Below are 16,813 nucleotides of genomic sequence, written 5' to 3' on the forward strand. Positions count from 1 at the left end.
TCCCACAAAGCTCATCCGGCCACTGGCGCCGCCTGCTGCCCCGTGCCATTCTCACTTCCGTCTGCCGCAGTGTAGAGCCTGCGGTGCCTTAGGGGCTGTTCCCATGAGACCAGCCCAGACATAACAACAAAAAACCGTCAAAGGGGCTTCATTCATGCGTAAACCAGAACTCGCCGCCGCCATCGCGGAAAAAGCGGACCTCACCAAGGAACAGGCCAACCGCGTCCTCAACGCCGTTCTCGAAGAAATCACCGGCGCCCTGCATCGCAAGGACAGCGTTACCCTGGTAGGTTTCGGCACCTTCCTGCAACGCCACCGCGGCGCCCGCACTGGCAAGAACCCACAGACGGGTGAGCCGGTGAAAATCAAGGCCAGCAACACCGTCGCTTTCAAGCCGGGCAAATCGTTGAAGGACATCGTCAATCCGTAATTGCTGCAACCACCTCGGTTGGGGGGAAGTGGCAACAAAAAGGGCACATCGGTGCGAATCGAGTGCCCTTTTTCATGGTTTTTTGCCTGAGCCTCCCGAGTCGCCGTGGGCGCTGACGTGAACATGGGCAGCGTCGGTGTGGCGCCATGCGGCTCCTGGAACGCCACAAGGCCGAGCGGGTGGCCGATACGCGCTGGGCGGGCGCGGCATGGCACAGCCCGGACGGCATGTGGACGCCGTTGATGCATTCGCCCTGATGGTGCGGGACAAACGGGGCGGTCCGGATTTCGTGCCGGCCAATATCTGACGGGGCTGGCTCTTACATTCAAGGAGTGCAGGCGTGATGCGATCTCGTTTCGATCCGCTGGTTCATGTCGATTGGAAAATCCCGGGGGGCGAGCTCCTTGCGTTGCTCCAGCATTACTACCCCGATATCGACGTGTTTGTCGGCCGGCCCTTCGAGGCGCTGCTGGATGAGCTCTGCAATGAGATGCCCGAGATCTGCTTCCAGGCGCTGGCCAATGCCTTGGCCGAACGAGGCTACGACCTGTGGAACCTGGATGCCGGCGGCGATGACTACCGACCGGTCATTGTCCCGACCGATCAGCGCCAGGCATTTGCCAGGCACTGGCAGGACCAGGAGGACTTCACGCCGAGCCTGATCGAGCCCCGGCAACCGGTTGTCGCCGAGGGAAAAGCCCCGCGCAAGCCGGCCAGGTCCAAGCGCGGCAAGCTGAAGTGGCTGCAGGAAGTGCACGACTATCCCGGCCCCACCTACGTCGATGAATACAACTACCGCAACGGTTGGGCCGCCGTTACCGAGCAGGACGATGAACGGTGGCTGTGCTTCCTGATCGACTACAACCAGTGGCCGCCTGCGGAGCAGGACATGCTCGAGCACCGTACCGATGGGCTCGACGGTGCCGACCTGCAACTCATCGATGCCAATGCCCGGCGCAGCCTGTGGAGACGCCGGGTCAAAAGCGGCGATTACAATGCGGACGACCGCTACCGATACGAAGTGCGCCAGGGTGACGATATCCAGGATTTCGGCCCTGCCCAGGTGCAATGGCCGGGCTTCGAGCAGCCCTGTGTCGTGGTGGACGGCGAGGTCTTCGAACGCCAGCGTATTTACGAGCCAGTGCCGATGACGCGTATCTGGCGGATCACGGCGCAGGCCAGCGAAGTCATTTTCGAACACCCGGATGAACTGACGATATTGCCTATCGGGGCCCGTCGCCTGCTGTTCATGCAGCACAACGGTCCCCTGTGCTGGACCTGGAGTCAGGACCCACCGCACCAAGCCATCGCCGCCCAGCCGATGCCGGCAGTGGACGGTTACCACCTCCGAAGCTCGACCGCCTACCTGGGGGGTGATGAGATCCTGCTGTTCAGCGAAGACAAGCGAAAGAGCCTCCAAGACCCGCGCTACCACGAGACCGTGCTGCTGGCCTGGCGCTTCAACGTGGTCACGGGGGCCGCAACGAAGGCGCTGCTGGATGGCTTTGGCAGCGAGGTGCGCCAGGACACGCGCCTGCTTGTCACAGAACCCAGGAACGTCATCACGCTGCGCACGTTCCACGGGCGGGTTCATGTCAGCCGGGGGCACGGTGACTGGTGGGTCTGGAACTACGTCACTCAAACGTTCGGTTCCCACACCCTGGCCTGGATCTGGAATCAGCGCAGCAACCAGGTGCTCAAGCTGTCCAGCCAGGATATCCGGCGTATCAAGCCGCAGGTGCGTTACCTGCCGGCCCAGGATCGCTACCTGGCGTTCGAAGCGGATTTCGTCGCCAGGTTGCCGACGTTCGACGCGATGCTCGAGGCCAAGGGCAGCGAGGTGCTGGGTTTCGACTGACCGGGGCCACAGCCAGGATGTGCGCCTGCGCCCAGCTTCCTGGGCGCTGCGCTCCGGCTGTGCCGGGACGGACGGACTGGCACCTTGTCCTGTTCGCCTTTGTCGACCCGCCCTGGAAACGTAGAGCGCTAGCGAACCCCTTCCACCAGGACCTTGTCTTTCTCACCGCCCCAAGGGTCGTCCAGCAGGTACTTGGCAGGTGCCTTGCTGTCTGAGGGCACCAGCGTGATCTTGTAGAAAATCTCGTCCCCTTCGCACACTTCGAAGTACAACGCGTAGTCGCGTGCCTGCAGGTCAAGCTCGACCTTGAATTTTTCAGCGGCGGAGGCGACTTCCACATGGTTGATGTCGGTGACTTGAAACGGCACGACGATGCAGCGCTGGGCGGTGGGATCAAGGTTGAAGTGATCCTCCAGTTTCAAATGCACATTGGCGCCGAAAGCGTCCTCGGGCAAAGGGTCGAACACCACATAGTCTTTATGGATGATCGCACCTTGTTCCAGGTTGGTCTTGCCCCACTGGCTCGAGGTCTCGTCGAAGGGCCGTGAACGGAATTGAATCTGGCTGTGGGAGATCAACAGATCCACGGATTGAGCGGTATTTTTCATCAGTAAACCTCGATTTTGACTCTGGTTCCGTCGGGTAGGTCGGACAGGATGTTGCCGATACTCGAGCCGGCCCCCCGGTTGTCGCTGGGATCGATGTACTTGACGCTGGCGCCGGTGCCGCCTTCCTTGAACATTGCCATCGGCCACTCGTCCCGGTCCTTGCCTGCTTTGGTCTTGACGTCCTTCAGGCTGAGTTTGCGATTGAGCTTAGCGGTGTCGCGTTGAATGGTCACAATGTAGGGATGACCTTTTTTGATCGCGCCGTCGATGTGTCCAAATGTCTGGGGATACTCGGAGCGTTTCAATCGCAGCCTGTAATCGTACTGTTTTGACCGTGCCTTGATCAGCGTACAGCCGGCAAGGCCAAGGGGGTCCTGCCAAGTGAATGGATTCAGGACGAACGCGTAAAGATTGAACCCTCCGGCCAACCCGATCGGATCCGGTGTGATGAATCGGCCGGTGTCGGGATCGTAATATCGGTGCAAGTTGTAATGCAGCCCCGTCTCCCGGTCCAGGTACTGTCCCTGGAACCGCAGGTTCTGCTCTTCGATGTAATACGGCTCGCGCAGCTCTTCCAGCGTGTTGCCCCACACCCGATAGGTCGCCCGCCAGATGTTGTGTCCGTCGGCTTCGGTGAGCTGCTCTGGCAGGCCATTGAGGTCGTTGTGGTAATAGCGGATTTTTTGCAGCGGGCCAGTGCCATCGACCCGGGCCAGGGGTTCGTAGCTGTTGTCGTCGTAAAGGTACAGGCTGGTCTGCTGGTGGCGATGCTCTTGCAACAGGCGCAGGCCGTCCCAGGCGAAACGGGTTTCGCCCAGCGGATAGCCATGGGTGTCATGCTCGGTTTTTGCGATGCGTCGGCCCAGCGGGTCGTAGGTCATGCGCACGATGCTGCCGTTCTCGTTGCGCACTTCGACCAGGCGGCTCTCGGCATCATAGGCAAAGCGTTGCAGGCCCCGTTTTGCGCTGCGCTTTTCGATCATCCGGCCAAAGGCATCGTAGCGGTAACGCTTGTCCTCATAAGTCAGCAGCTTGTTGTGCACCACCCGTCCAGCGCCGGCCTGCGGGCCGTCCAGCAGGTTGGCGGCGGCGTCGTAGGCGAACGTCTCGCGTTGGCCGTGGAGGCTGTCCTGGCTGGCGAGGATGCGGCCGGTGGCGTCGTAGTGCAGGAGTTGGCGGTGTGGTGCGGCCGGTTGCTGATCGAGCTTGCCGATCAGGTTGTCGGCGGGGTCGTACTCGAAGCGTTTTTGCAGCGTCGCCGGCAGGTTCGACGGTTGGCTGCCGTGGCGGCGTTGGCGCGCACGCAGGCGGCCGCAGCGGTCGTATTCGCTGCGGGTGCTGACCTGCCCTTGGGTGCGTAGCACTTCGCGGTGCAGGCGGTCGCGCTCGAAGTCGCTGATGACCTGACCGTCGAGGTTGATCTGGTGCAGATGCCCGCTGCCGTAGTACAGCCGGTTGAGCCAGCGGCCATCGGGCAGTTGGGTCTGGATCAGGTTGCCGAGTTCGTCGTAGTGGTATCGCAGGCTGCCGGCGGCGCTGTTTTCGGCCACCAACTGGCCGAGGGCGTCGTAGGCGAAGCTCAGGCCTTGGGCGTTGCCCTGATGGTCGGTGAAGGTGACGGCGGTAAGCTGGTCCAGCGGGTCGTAGGCGTATTCGGTGCGGCCATCGTCGGTGACTTTGGCAATCAGCCGGCCCACGGCGTCGCGCTCCAGTCGATGCACGATGGGCGATGGTGGCGTTTCGGGAACGACCACCAGGCCTGTGCCGTAAGGGGCCGGAACGGCCGTTACCGCTGTGACGTTGTCCAGTCGGTCGTAGGTGTAGCGCTTGGCGCTGCCATCCAGGTCCTGCTGTTCGGCCAACCGGTCTCCCGCATCCCAGGCAAACCGATAGCTCTCGCCGTTCTCGTTGACCAGCGCCTGCAGTCGCCCATAGCTGTCATACGCAAACTGCACCTGCCGGCCCTGGGCGTCGGTGCGCTGGCGGACCTGGCCGCGGCGGTTGTGCTGGTAGAGCGTGGTGTGTCCGGCAGGGTCGGTGTAGCCGGTCAACTGGCCGGCGACGTCGCGCTGGTACTGCTCGGTGCGGCCGTCCGGCAATTGGCTGCCGATCAGACGGCCCCGGGCGTCGTAGCTCAATTGGGTGCGTTCGCCCAGGGCGTTGGTGATGGTTTGCAGGTGGCCACGCGAGTCGTAGCTCAAGCGTGTCGGATAACCCGAGCAGTCGATGTGCTCCACCAGTTGCCCGAAAGGGTTCCAGCGCAGCTTCTTGCTTTTGCCGGTGGCGTCGATGATTTCGATGGCCTGGCCGTGGGCGTCGTAGCGGTAGCGGGTGACGTGGCCCAGGGGATCGGTTTCGCCGATGCAGTTGCCACGTTGATCGTAGCGGTATTTCCAGCTGTTGCCGGCCGCATCGGTGTACACCAGCGGCAGGGACCAGTGTTCGAGCCAGAGGGTCGATTCGCTGCGACCCAGCGGGTCGGTTTCGCCGATCAGGTTGCCGGCTGCGTCATAGCTGTAGGCGTAGCGCCCGCCCTGCGGGTCGGTGGCGCCGAGCATCTGGCGTTCGTCGTTCCACTCGAACGTCCAGGTCTGACCGAGGTTGTCACTGCATCGGGTGATCTGGTACTGGCTGTTCCAGTGTCGCGTGCTGACGCGCTGCAGGGTGTCGGTGATGCGCGTGGTGCCGGCCGAAAGGTCGTAGTCGAACTGGTAGGCATCGCCCTCGTCGGTCCAGTGACGGACCACGCGCCATTCCTGGCCGTCGATCAAGGCCCAGTCGTAGAAGCAGCGCAGGCCCGTCGGTAACTGGTGTTCCACCATGCGCCGCCCTGCGTCATAGGCGAAGCGTCGTTGCACCAGGTCGGCGGCGTCGCGTACTTCGACCAGGTTGCCCAGCGCATCGTAGCCGTAGCTGACCAGTGCTTCGCGTTGCTGGTCGGGGTACAGGCGCTGGATCTGGATGACACGTTCACGCTCGTAGGCCAGCTCCACCTGTATCAGGTCGAAAGCATCGCGCAGCCGCACCAGGCGCCCGGTTTCGTCGTAGTCGAGGTGAATACGGTTGTCGTTGCGATCGCCCAGCTGGCTCAGGCGCAAGTGCGATGGGTTGGCAGGCGTGGGCTCGAACAAGCGGTACAGGCCGTCGTCGCTTTCGATCAGCAATTGGCCGTTGACGTGGCGACGCACGGCCAGGCCTTCGCCAGCGCTGAACACCGCACCGCCCAGGGGGATCGAGCCCATGTCGATGGGGCGGCCCTGTTCGTCGGTGTAGACCAGGGTTTCGCCGCCCTCCGGATGCGGCCGGATTTCGACGCACACTTCGTAGGGCACGCTCCAGCCGACGCCGAACAAACTGTCGCCCCGTTCGTCGCGGCTGTTATAGAAGCGCTGCCAGTCGATGGGCAGGATCCCGGGCAAGACGAAGTCCAGCTCCTCGACATCGCCCAGCACTTTTGCGCCGGTGGCGGCATGCACCGGGTTCGACGAGCCCATGGCCGCATTGGCCGCCGCGCCCATCGCACTACTGACCGCCATCGACGCCGCCCCGCCAACCAACATGCACGGCAGCTTGCTCAAGAACTTGCCCTTGCCACCCTTGAGCATCAGCAACGCAGTCACCGCCAGGCCCACGCCCGGTGTCTTGCCGCTGCGGATCTCGCGCACCACCACCGAACCGCCGCCGATGGTCACATCCGGAGAGATCAGCCCGGACGACACCACCTTGGCATCGCAGGTGCTGCGGTCGCCGCTGCGCACGGCGGGCTGGCCGTTGATGGTGACCTTGTCCGAGCCTTCGGCCAGGAACTGCGGTGGCATCGGCGGGTGCTTGGTGCAGATGACCAGGTCTTCTGGCTTGGGCACGGCGCCGGGAGCAGGCGTGGCTACGGTGGGTCGCCACATCTGCGAGAAGAAGCTCTCGGCCATGTCCAGGTAGCTGGGCTCGGCCTCGGGGGCCTCCAGCTCGGTGCCGGCCGGCGCGACATGGGACTCGATCGCTCCGGCGGCGCGGGCCGCGGGAATGTTGTTGGTGAGCGTGTCGGTGGAGCCGGTGAGGATGTTGGCCTGCACCGTGGGGGGAAAGAGGGCATTGCCGATGCCCTCGCATAAATTGCTCAGGCCCTTGTCGGCTCCGGTCTTGCTCATGGCGATGCCGACGACGGCGCCGACCACGGCGCCCAGCAGGAAACAGCCCAGGCCGCCGGTGGCGACGGTGATCCCGGTGGCCGCCACCACGGCAGCGGTGGCCAGGGCGGTGATCGCGATATTCGCTGCCACCTCCAGCACGCCGCCGAGGATGTCGGCCATCATCGAGGTATGTTCCAGTGCATCGCCCAAGCGGGCCGCCCACAGTGCATCAGACATGCAAGCGACTCATCAGGCGGGAACGTCGAACAGCAGGGAGTTCTTGATGGTTGCCCAATGAGCGGCCTCGGCGTCGCCCAGCTTCTGTGCTTTCACATAGCTCAGGGCAAGCATTTTGCGGGTGCCGGGCAGCACCAGCGCCAACTGGTACTGGAAGACCTTTTCGTTGCCCTTGTTGAACTGGCTGCGCAGCTCGATGCCTTCGACTTCCTGATTGGCCCCCAGGCGCACGCTGGCACCTGGTTGGCAGCGCAGGTCCTGCACCTGTTTTTCCAGGCGCTTGAGCTGGTCGTCGAGGTTGCTTTGCAGGGTTTCGCCCTCGGCCAGCAGGCTGCGGCTGACGATCAGGGAAGTGCCCAGCTCGGGAAACTTGAGAATATTGATCGAGGCGTCCAGCAATTCGCTGGGCGGCAACTGGAACTGGAACTCATTGATGCGGTAGCTCATGGCGCGAAAAACTCGAGATTAGCCCTTGGGGAATGCAGCACTGATGTTGGCATCGATGCTCGCCTTGACGCCCTGGCCATCCGGCGTGGCACCAGGGCCGCCGCCGTTGTTCAGGTGCAGCACGCCGCCGGTGTTGAATTCGGCGTCGCCACTGGCATAGAAACTGATCTGCACGCCGGTCAGGTTGATCTGGCCGCTGGCGTTGAGCTCCAGGATGCTTTCACCGCATACCAGGCGCAGGTTCTCGCCCACTTCAATGACGTAGCTCTGGCTGATGCTGTCGGTCTTGCGCAGGCCGACGGACAAGATGTCCTCCTGCTTGACGATGCGCAGCCGGTTGTTGCCGATGGTCACCGTCTCGTCGTGGCCGATGCTCTTGTTGCGGTCGTGGCCCACTGAATGGCTTTCGTCCACCTCGACCACGATGTCCTGGTTGCGCTCGGCATGGATGTACAGCTGCTCGGCGCCCTTCTTGTCCTCCATGCGGATTTCATTGAAGTTCGCTGGCGTGCCGCCCTTGCTCGAACGGCTTTTCATGCCGCTCTGGGTAGCGTTCGCGGGCAGTTCGTAGGGCACGGTCTGTTCGGCGTTGTAGACGCGACCGGTGATGATCGGCCGGTCGGGGTCGCCTTCGAGGAAGCTGACGATCACTTCCTGGCCGATGCGCGGGATCTGCATCGAGCCCCAGTTCTTCCCGGCCCAGGATTGCGAGACGCGAATCCAGCACGAACTGTTTTCGTTGGATTGATCGTGACGGTCCCAGTAGAAGTGCACCTTCACCCGGCCGAACTGATCGGTCCAGATCTCTTCGCCCTTGGGGCCGACCACCAGGGCCGTCTGCGGTCCCTTGACGATGGGCCGGTGGGTAATGGGCAGCGGCCGATAGCTTTGCTGGGCCGCGATACAGGTCAGGCTGCTTTCGAACTGTGCCGAAGGCGCGCCACCACCGGTCTCCCCGCTTTCCTGGGAAATGTAATAGCGGGCGCCGACGATCAGGTATTCGCGGTTCTGGTCCTGGCGGGTAAAGCCGGTGAGGCTGAACAGGTGACCCGAACCCAGGCCACGGGCGTTGCCGGCCAGCTCGACCTGCTCGTGCAGGGTCTGCAAGGCTTCGATGCGGGTACGGGCATAGTGTTCGCCGTCTTCGCTCTGCACGTAGGTGCCGGGGTAATCGTACAGCGGATAGTCACCGGCGGCATGGGGGCGAGGCATGGCCGAGCGCACGTCGATGCGGGCGCTGGGGCGCTGGAAATCGTAGTCGTTGAGCTCCAGGGAGCCGGGCTGGACTTCCTGGGCCAGGTGCCAGTCGTGGATGTGGTCGCGCTCGCGCTGCTGCTCGTTCTTGGGGTAGTAGGGCACCGAGCCGTAGCCGGGTACCGTGGTGTGGGCGCCATAGGCGTCTGCCAGCACCAGCACATGCCGGCCCTGTTCATGGCGGAAGAAGTAATAGATCCCTTCCTGCTCCATCAGGCGGCTGACGAAATCGAAACTGGTCTCGCGATACTGCACGCAGTATTCCCACTCGCGATAAGGCCGGCTCAGGGCGTCCTCGAAGTCCGAGAAACCCAGGTCGCGGAACACCTGCTTGATGATCTGCGGGATGGTCAGGTTCTGGAAGATCCGGCAATCGGAGGTCCGGGTCAGCAACCACAGCCAGGGCCGCAGCGTGGCCTGGTAACTGGCGAACTGGCCCTGGTCGACGTTCTGGCTGAAGCGGGCCACGATGCCGTGGAAATGCCGCTCGCCACCGCCGTCCAGCTGCATGCTCACGCACATGGGCTTGCCGAGCACCTGGTTGAGGTCGATGGCGTTGTCCAGCGAGTGCAACTGCAACTCATAGTTGAACAGCCGCCCCAGTTCTTCACCGCCGCCCATGTCCTTGAGCAGCAGCACCTCCGGCCCGAGGGGACTGGTGATTTTGGCCAGGCGTGAGGCTTGGTTCAATAACATCGGTTATCTCATCGTTGTAATGGCTGCGCCGCCGATTCCCTGAAGGAGCCGGATTCACTGTGGGAGCGAGCCTGCTCGCGATGGCGGTGTGTCAGTCAACATCGAGGTCGAATGTTATGCCGCTATCGCGAGCAAGCTCGCTCCCGCAAGGCTCTCTTGCACAGGGCTATCGGTGTACCTGTCAGGTCAGGCCGCGTCGCTGAAATCGTATCGCAGTTCGTTATCCTCGGCGCGGATCCGCACCCCGGCCAAGGCCTTGCCTTCGAGCATGCGGGTCAGGAATTCGCGGCTCATGTCCGGCAGCAGGCTGTTGGTCAGGATGGCGTCGATCATGCGTCCGCCGCTTTCGGTTTCGGTGCAACGGGAGACGATCAGGTCGATCACCGCGTCGTCGTAGTCGAACGCCACCTTATGGGTGTTTTCCACGCGCTTCTTGATGCGGTCCAGTTGCAGGCGGGTAATGGCCTTGAGCATCTCGTCGCTGAGGGGATAGTACGGAATCGTCACCAGGCGCCCCAGCAACGCCGGCGGGAAGATTTCCAGCAGAGGCTGGCGCAGGGCCTTGGCGATTTCCTCAGGCTCCGGCACGTCCTGCGGGTTCTTGCAGACATCCGCGATCAGCTCGGTGCCGGCGTTGGTCGTGAGCAGGATCAGGGTGTTCTTGAAGTCGATCACCCGGCCTTCGCCGTCTTCCATCACACCCTTGTCGAACACCTGGAAGAAAATCTCATGCACGTCCGGGTGAGCCTTTTCCACCTCGTCCAGCAGCACCACGCTGTAGGGCTTGCGCCGCACGGCTTCGGTCAGTACACCGCCTTCACCGTAGCCGACGTAGCCCGGTGGCGCGCCCTTGAGGGTGGACACGGTGTGGGCTTCCTGGAATTCGCTCATGTTGATGGTGATGACGTTCTGCTCGCCACCGTACATGGCCTCGGCCAGGGCCAGGGCGGTCTCGGTCTTGCCCACCCCGGAGGTGCCGGCGAGCATGAATACCCCGATCGGCTTGCTCGGGTTGTCGAGGCCGGCGCGGGAGGTCTGGATGCGCTTGGCGATCATCTGCAGGGCATGGTCCTGGCCGATGATGCGTTTTTTCAGGTGCTGGTCGAGGTTGAGCACGGTTTCCAGTTCGTTGCGGGCCATGCGGCCCACCGGGATACCGGTCCAGTCGGCGACCACCGAGGCCACGGCCTGGTAATCCACGGTCGGCAGGATCAGCGGGGTCTCGCCTTGCAGGGCGGTCAGACGCTGTTGCAGGTCCACCAGTTTCTCGCGCAAATCGTGGCTGGCTTCGCTGCCGTCCTCGCTGTCCACTACGCCGACGCGCTCGCGAAGGGTGGCGCGGGTGGCGAGCAGTTCGTCCACCAGGGTTTTCTCTTCGGCCCAGCGGCTTTCCAGTTCGGCCAGGCGTTCGCGCTCGGCGCTCAGCAGGCTTTCGGTCTGGGTCTGACGGGTGCCGATGACCACGCCGATGGCATGCTCGCGAGCGATGATCTGCAGCTCGGTTTCCAGCGCTTCGATGCGCCGGCGGCTATCGTCCACTTCCGCCGGCACGGCGTGCAGGCTGATGGCGACGCGGGCGCAGGCGGTGTCCAGCAGGCTCACGGATTTGTCCGGCAACTGGCGCGCGGGAATGTAGCGGTGGGACAGCTTGACCGAGGCTTCCAGGGCTTCGTCGAGGATCTGCACCTGGTGGTGTTTTTCCATGGTCGAGGCCACGCCACGCATCATCAGCAGGGCCTTGTCTTCCGACGGCTCGGCCACTTGCACCACCTGGAAGCGACGGGTCAGGGCCGGGTCTTTTTCGATGTGCTTCTTGTACTCGGCCCAAGTGGTAGCGGCCACGGTGCGCAGGGTGCCACGGGCCAGGGCCGGCTTGAGCAGGTTGGCCGCGTCACCCGTGCCGGCGGCGCCACCGGCCCCCACCAGAGTGTGGGCTTCGTCGATGAACAGGATGATCGGCTTGGGGGACGCCTGGACGTCTTCGATGACCTGGCGCAAGCGCTGTTCGAACTCGCCCTTCATGCTCGCGCCTGCTTGCAGCAGGCCGACGTCGAGGCTGCGCAGCTCCACGTCCTTGAGGGACGGCGGTACGTCACCGGCGACAATGCGCAAGGCGAAGCCTTCCACCACGGCGGTCTTGCCCACGCCGGCTTCACCGGTGAGGATCGGGTTGTTCTGCCGACGTCGCATGAGGATGTCCACCAGCTGGCGGATCTCCTCGTCGCGCCCGACGATAGGGTCGAGCTTGCCGCTGCGGGCCTGTTCGGTGAGGTCGACGGTAAAACGCTTGAGGGCTTCCTGCTTGCCCATGGCGCTGGGGGCCATGGCGCCGCTGGCTTCGCCGGGCACGCTGCCGGCGTTGAAACCGTCGCTGGCGGTCAGGGCGTTTTCCGGTGAGTCGCCGATGTATTCGTCAAATCGCTCGCTCAAGGTTTCGACCTTGACCTTGTCGAATTCCGACGACAGCCCCAGCAGCGCATGGCGCAGGCTCGGGGTCTTGAGGATGCCGATCACCAGGTAGCCGGTGCGCACCTGGCTTTCGCCGAACATCAGGCTGCCGTAGACCCAGCCGCGTTCCACGGCTTCTTCCACATGGGAGGACAGGTCGGTGATGGAGGTCGAGCCTCGGGGCAGCCGGTCGAGGGCGTCGGTCAGGTCGCGGGCCAGGCGCGCCGGTTCGATGTTGAACTGGCGGATGATGCGATGCAGGTCCGAGTCCTGCAGCTGCAGCAACTGATGAAACCAGTGGGCCAGTTCCACGTAGGGGTTACCGCGCAACTTGCAGAACACGGTGGCGGCTTCGATGGCTTTGTAGGCCACGCTGTTGAGTTTGCCGAACAACGCGGCGCGACTGATTTCACCCATGCTCATGGCTCCTTGAGGTCTGTGAGGTGTTGGCCTGTTCGGCGTAATGCCGGGCCAGTATTAGATCGTTGGCATCGGTCTGCGGCCGTCCCAGCCAGGTATTGAAGCCCAGGCGGAAACGGCCGTTGAGTTGAAGCGGCGGGACTTCGGGCTGTTCAAGGACCAGGTTCAAATCCCAGTCCAGCTCATGACCCAGGTATTCGGCGACCCAGGCCACCAATTCGTTGAACGGTTGTCCGCCGGGCAGCATGCCCATGTAGTCGACGAGCTTGAGCGGCCCCAGGCGGATGCGGAATTTGTGCTGGCGATCCCACACATGGCGACCCAGGCAGAAGTCCACGCCCAATTGATGGGCGCTGACGCCCACGCGGCTGCGCTCCGGCAATTCCAGCCATTGGCCGACGTATTCTTCGATCTCCACTGGCAGGCCGAAGTACTCGCCGAGGATGGCCTTCAAACCGTCCGGGTAACGGGTCTGCGCCGCCAGGTGACCGCTGTAGTGCAGCTTCGCCGTATCGGGAATCAGCCCTTGTTCGAGCAGGCTTGGCATGCCCCGGCCGCTGAGGGCGGCCAGGCGCGCCGACCAGTAGTCATCGTCCGGGCGGTCGTGGCTGACGGTCGGCCGCGCCTCGGCCCAGGCCCGGTAGAACAGGCTGAGCAGGCGATGGTGAAACACGTCCAGGAAACGTTTGCTGGTGCTGTCGGCGTTGTTGCGCTGGCGTTCGCGCACGTATTCGGTGATGTGCAGCGGCATCGGGCCGTTGGGGCCACCGAGACCGAAGAAGAACTGCTCCAGGCGTGCCGGTGCCCCGTCGACACCGGGTTGCACCGAGGCCAGGGTCGCGGGCGCGAAGGTGCACTCGGCCTGTTGCCCCAGGCGCAGCGGGTCGTCGGCCAGGCGCAGGGAATGGCCCAGGCGCGGCAGGTCGGGGGATTCGCATTCGATACGCCGCAAGGCCTGGAAGAAGTCGTATTCCCAGGGCTCCTGGTGCATCGCATCCAGGGTACTCACAGGGTCGGACGTCGTCCGGGCTTGGCTTTCCATCGCATGATCTCGCCGCGTTCGGTGGTACGGATCACCGTCTCGGTAAAACTGTTGATCGACACGTAGCGTGCCAGGAAGCGCTCGAACACGGCGCCGAGCAGGAATACCCCGGTGCCGCGAAACGCGTTTTCATCGAATTCCAGCGTGATTTCCAGGCCTCGACCGAAGACGATCGGGCCGGGCATCGGCAGGCGTCGGGTGCAAGCCTTGCTGCTGACTTCCCGCAGGCCTTCGATCTGCAATTGCAACGCCGCATCGTTGCTGTCGCCGTACAGGCGCAGCAGTTCGCGCAGGGCGGCGGCGCCCTGGCCTTGCTCGCTGAGGGACAGGTAGTTCAACGACAACTGGCTGATCAGGCGCCAGGCCTTGGCGTCGTGGGCGTGGCTGGCGCGCGGGCGGCTCGGGCCGGCCACGCTGCGCACCGCGCCTACCGGCGCGCTGTCGGCGAGGGTGAAATCGGTCTTGCCATTGCCTACGCTCATGAACAGCGGCAGGTCGCGGTTGGTGCACAACGCGGTCACGCCCAGTTGGCGCAGGTCGTGGCGATAGGGCGCCTGATGGCTGTCCACCAGGCTGACGAAGGTTTCGCTGCCGACGTAGGTCGAGCGTGGGCCGTTGCGCCGCTGGTCGCTGGACAGCACCCGCGGCTCGCGGCGCACGGTGTAGTAGGCCTGGTCGCGGCCATAGCGGGACGGGTCACGCACGGCATAGAACGGCAGGAACGGCTGCTCCGGCCCGGTTCCATGGCCGGCGAGGGACGTCAGTGAATGCACTTCGAAATCCATCGGCCGGGTACGGTCGGCGATGACGTGGTGTTCATTGACCCGTTCCGACAGGTGGATGCGATCCAGGCGCTTGGGAAACAGGTTGATCGCCGGGGTGCAGAACGGCAGGAACTGTGCGGCGCCGACGCTGCCTTCCAGGCTCGGGTCGTGACGGTCGAACAGCACGATCAATTCCAGTTCCTGGCCGTCGCAGCGTTTGACCGCCCGGCCCAGCTGGGTGAAGTCGACGAACAGGAACCGCTGGGGCAGGGCGAAGTATTCCTGCAACAGGCGATAGCCCTGGAAGGCACGGGCAACCACCGGCAGCGCGGCATCCCTGTCATCGAAGCCGCGGGACTGCAGGGCGTCCTGGGGCAGGCGCTCGACCCAGTTGCCGCCGGGCTGGCGGGCGAATACCGCGCAGGCATTGCCCAGCAATTGTTCGTAGAGGCGGAACGGTTGCTCATCGGCACCGCTGAGGTACAGCGGCAGGTTGTCCAGGGCCAGGCTGTTGAACGGCAGTTCGGCGCCGGTGCGCAGGGTCAGGCGCAGGCCGGCCTTGGCCTTCGGCTCGCTGGCGGCCAGGCGCCCGAGCACGGTGGAGGGGTTGCCGAAATAGTCGGCCTGGCTGACCTGCAGCGGCCACAACGTCACCGCGTGGGCGGTGCGGTACTCGCAGCAGGTCTGGGTTTCGCGTCCCAGGGCCGCCCGCAGGACACTGTCCCGGGGCAGCTCGAAGCCGCTGCTCAATGAGCCCTCGTCCGGATCGGCCTGCATCTGCACCACGGTCATCGACGGCGTGGGTGCCAGGTAATGCGGGTAGGCGATTTCCAGCAGGTTATGGGTGAACGTCGGGTATTCGGCATCGAGCTTGAGCTGCACCCGCGCGGTCAGGTAGGCGAAGCCTTCCAGCAATCGCTCGACGTAAGGGTCGGCGCAGTCCATGCCGGACAACGTCAGCCGACTGGCAATCTTCGGGTATTCCTTGGCGAACTCCGCAGCGCTTTCGCGCACGTGGTGCAGTTCCTGGTTGTACAGCTCCAGCAGGCGCGGGTTCATGAGCGTCTCCGCTGGTCGGCGTTGACCACGCGTACGTGGCCGGTCTCAAGGTCCAGGTCGGTCTGCAGCATCAGGCGCAGCGGCACGGGCTGCGCCCAAAGGTCGCCTTCGATCTCGAAACTCAAGGCGTTGTGGTTCATCTCCGCCGTCGCCCGGGCCCGCACACGCAGGGTGTGGCGCAGGATCCGCGGCTCGAAGGTGGCGATGGCCTGGTGAATCAAGGTTTCCAGGGCCGCGACATCGACATTCGATGCGCTGTTGCCGGCCAGGGCCGGCAGACCGAAATTCACCACCGATGTTCCAGCCGGCGTATGCAGCGTGGCATCGGCGTCGAGCAGGGAGGTGGTGTTGAGCAGCCACGCCAGGTCTCGCAGCACCGAGGCTTTCAGCTGGGTGAGCGACAGCACGCGCTTATCGGCGCTTTCCTTGGGATTGGTCGGGTCGTCGTCAGTCAACCGATCCAGCAGGGACGGTTGCAGGCGATCGCGGGTGGCGATTTCGGTTACCACGTAAAGGGCGCCACGTACATTTTCTGGTCCCAGTGACCCGGCCCGCAGGAGGCGAACTGGCTCACTTGCGAGACTTCCATCGTTCCCTTGATCTGGCGCACCGCCTGGAGTTTGGTCAGACAATCGCGGCTGGGGGCTGGCATATGCTCGCTGCGTTCAACGGAGAAGATCGGAACTTGATTGAACATCTCCACGCGCAACTGCTTATCGGAACCCAGGCTGAACTGGCAAGGCCATTCCATATCGAGTGTCAGGCGGCTCTGGTCAGGTTTGACAAGTGTGCAGCGACCTTGATCATTGACCAGACTTATCGGCTGTCCGACGAAAACCGCCTGGGTCGGCGCAGCAACAGCGGCTGTGTCCTGCCCGGCGCATGCACTCAGGCTGACGAAGCTTGCCGTCAGCGCCGAAAGGAACATTGGGCTGCGCATCAGGTAAGCTCCCAGAACCAGACGGCCTTGGACCTCGAGAACAAGTCTCCACTCTTGGTCAGGCCACGGTTCCACAGGTCAATGTGGTCGCCGGTAGGTCGACCGGCCGTATCGCTGCTTTGCTGGTAGCAATCCTTGAAGAAAATGATGCCGGTCTTGCCCATCAGCGTTGTACGGTCAGCCACGCTATTGGTGTAGATCTTGGGTGGGCCGAGCTGGCTTTTTTTCCATAACCAGTTCGCTAATGACTCCGCGCCACGGGCGTGCCCATGCGCGCATCGAGGGTCGAGGGTATAAGTCGAGGAGTTGACGGGTAACGTCCGTTCGCCACACAAGGCGATACTCATGCGAATGGCGCACTGATTGATCCAGGGGCCGTCGCAGGCCGGCGTCGCCGACGGGTAGGGCGGATAGCTGTTCCACAAATTGATAAACGAAGGCTTGGCCATGACTCAGATACCGCGCTGTAGAGGATTGGATTCG

At 63.5% G+C, this 16,813-nt stretch carries 12 protein-coding genes; 2 read left to right on the top strand and 10 right to left on the bottom strand.

All coding sequences use genetic code 11. The annotated features are described in order from the left end of the window. The first annotated feature begins 154 nt into the window (after positions 1-154). A complete protein-coding gene (locus BT179_RS04940; protein ID WP_072397222.1) occupies positions 155-430 on the top strand; it encodes an HU family DNA-binding protein in 276 nt (91 codons plus the stop codon). Positions 431-773: 343 nt separating this feature from the next. Beyond that, positions 774-2,288: a DUF6630 family protein gene (locus BT179_RS04950; RefSeq protein WP_072431373.1), complete on the top strand. Its 1,515-nt coding sequence runs from the start codon at positions 774-776 to the stop codon at positions 2,286-2,288. Between the two features lie 128 nt (positions 2,289-2,416). On the opposite strand, the gene comJ is transcribed toward BT179_RS04950, so the two are convergent. The 10 genes from comJ to BT179_RS05005 form a co-directional block, all read right to left on the bottom strand. Next, on the bottom strand, positions 2,417-2,896 hold the full coding sequence (comJ, locus tag BT179_RS04955; protein ID WP_072397218.1) for a competence protein ComJ: 480 nt from the start codon (positions 2,894-2,896) through the stop codon (positions 2,417-2,419). Further along, complete coding sequence (locus tag BT179_RS04965) at positions 2,896-7,260, bottom strand: RHS repeat-associated core domain-containing protein (RefSeq protein ID WP_256343831.1); 4,365 nt, start codon at positions 7,258-7,260, stop codon at positions 2,896-2,898. Before BT179_RS04965 ends, comJ begins: the two co-directional genes overlap by 1 nt. Before the next feature lie 12 nt (positions 7,261-7,272). Next, positions 7,273-7,707, bottom strand: coding sequence for a DcrB-related protein (locus tag BT179_RS04970; protein WP_072430979.1), 435 nt, complete (start codon positions 7,705-7,707; stop codon positions 7,273-7,275). A gap of 18 nt (positions 7,708-7,725) precedes the next feature. Continuing rightward, positions 7,726-9,657: a type VI secretion system Vgr family protein gene (locus BT179_RS04975; RefSeq protein WP_072390850.1), complete on the bottom strand. Its 1,932-nt coding sequence runs from the start codon at positions 9,655-9,657 to the stop codon at positions 7,726-7,728. Between the two features lie 186 nt (positions 9,658-9,843). Continuing rightward, complete coding sequence (gene tssH, locus BT179_RS04980; RefSeq protein ID WP_072390847.1) at positions 9,844-12,522, bottom strand: type VI secretion system ATPase TssH; 2,679 nt, start codon at positions 12,520-12,522, stop codon at positions 9,844-9,846. Next, positions 12,515-13,567, bottom strand: coding sequence for a type VI secretion system baseplate subunit TssG (gene tssG, locus BT179_RS04985; protein ID WP_072430978.1), 1,053 nt, complete (start codon positions 13,565-13,567; stop codon positions 12,515-12,517). Before tssG ends, tssH begins: the two co-directional genes overlap by 8 nt. Continuing rightward, entirely contained in the window at positions 13,531-15,390 is a 1,860-nt protein-coding gene (tssF, locus tag BT179_RS04990; RefSeq protein ID WP_072430977.1) for a type VI secretion system baseplate subunit TssF, read from the bottom strand. The genes tssG and tssF overlap by 37 nt, the downstream gene beginning before the upstream one ends. After that, positions 15,387-15,899 (bottom strand): type VI secretion system baseplate subunit TssE, encoded by a 513-nt coding sequence (gene tssE / locus BT179_RS04995; RefSeq protein WP_072390839.1) that lies wholly within the window; start codon positions 15,897-15,899, stop codon positions 15,387-15,389. Before tssE ends, tssF begins: the two co-directional genes overlap by 4 nt. Then, positions 15,893-16,330: a hypothetical protein gene (locus BT179_RS05000; RefSeq protein ID WP_072390836.1), complete on the bottom strand. Its 438-nt coding sequence runs from the start codon at positions 16,328-16,330 to the stop codon at positions 15,893-15,895. The genes tssE and BT179_RS05000 overlap by 7 nt, the downstream gene beginning before the upstream one ends. After that, positions 16,330-16,779, bottom strand: a complete 450-nt coding sequence (locus tag BT179_RS05005) for a type VI secretion system amidase effector protein Tae4 (RefSeq protein WP_072390833.1) — start codon at positions 16,777-16,779, stop codon at positions 16,330-16,332. The genes BT179_RS05000 and BT179_RS05005 overlap by 1 nt, the downstream gene beginning before the upstream one ends. Positions 16,780-16,813 lie beyond the last annotated feature (34 nt).

The sequence above is a fragment of the Pseudomonas sp. NFACC43 genome (assembly GCF_900119645.1).
In the GTDB taxonomy this organism is placed as follows: domain Bacteria; phylum Pseudomonadota; class Gammaproteobacteria; order Pseudomonadales; family Pseudomonadaceae; genus Aquipseudomonas.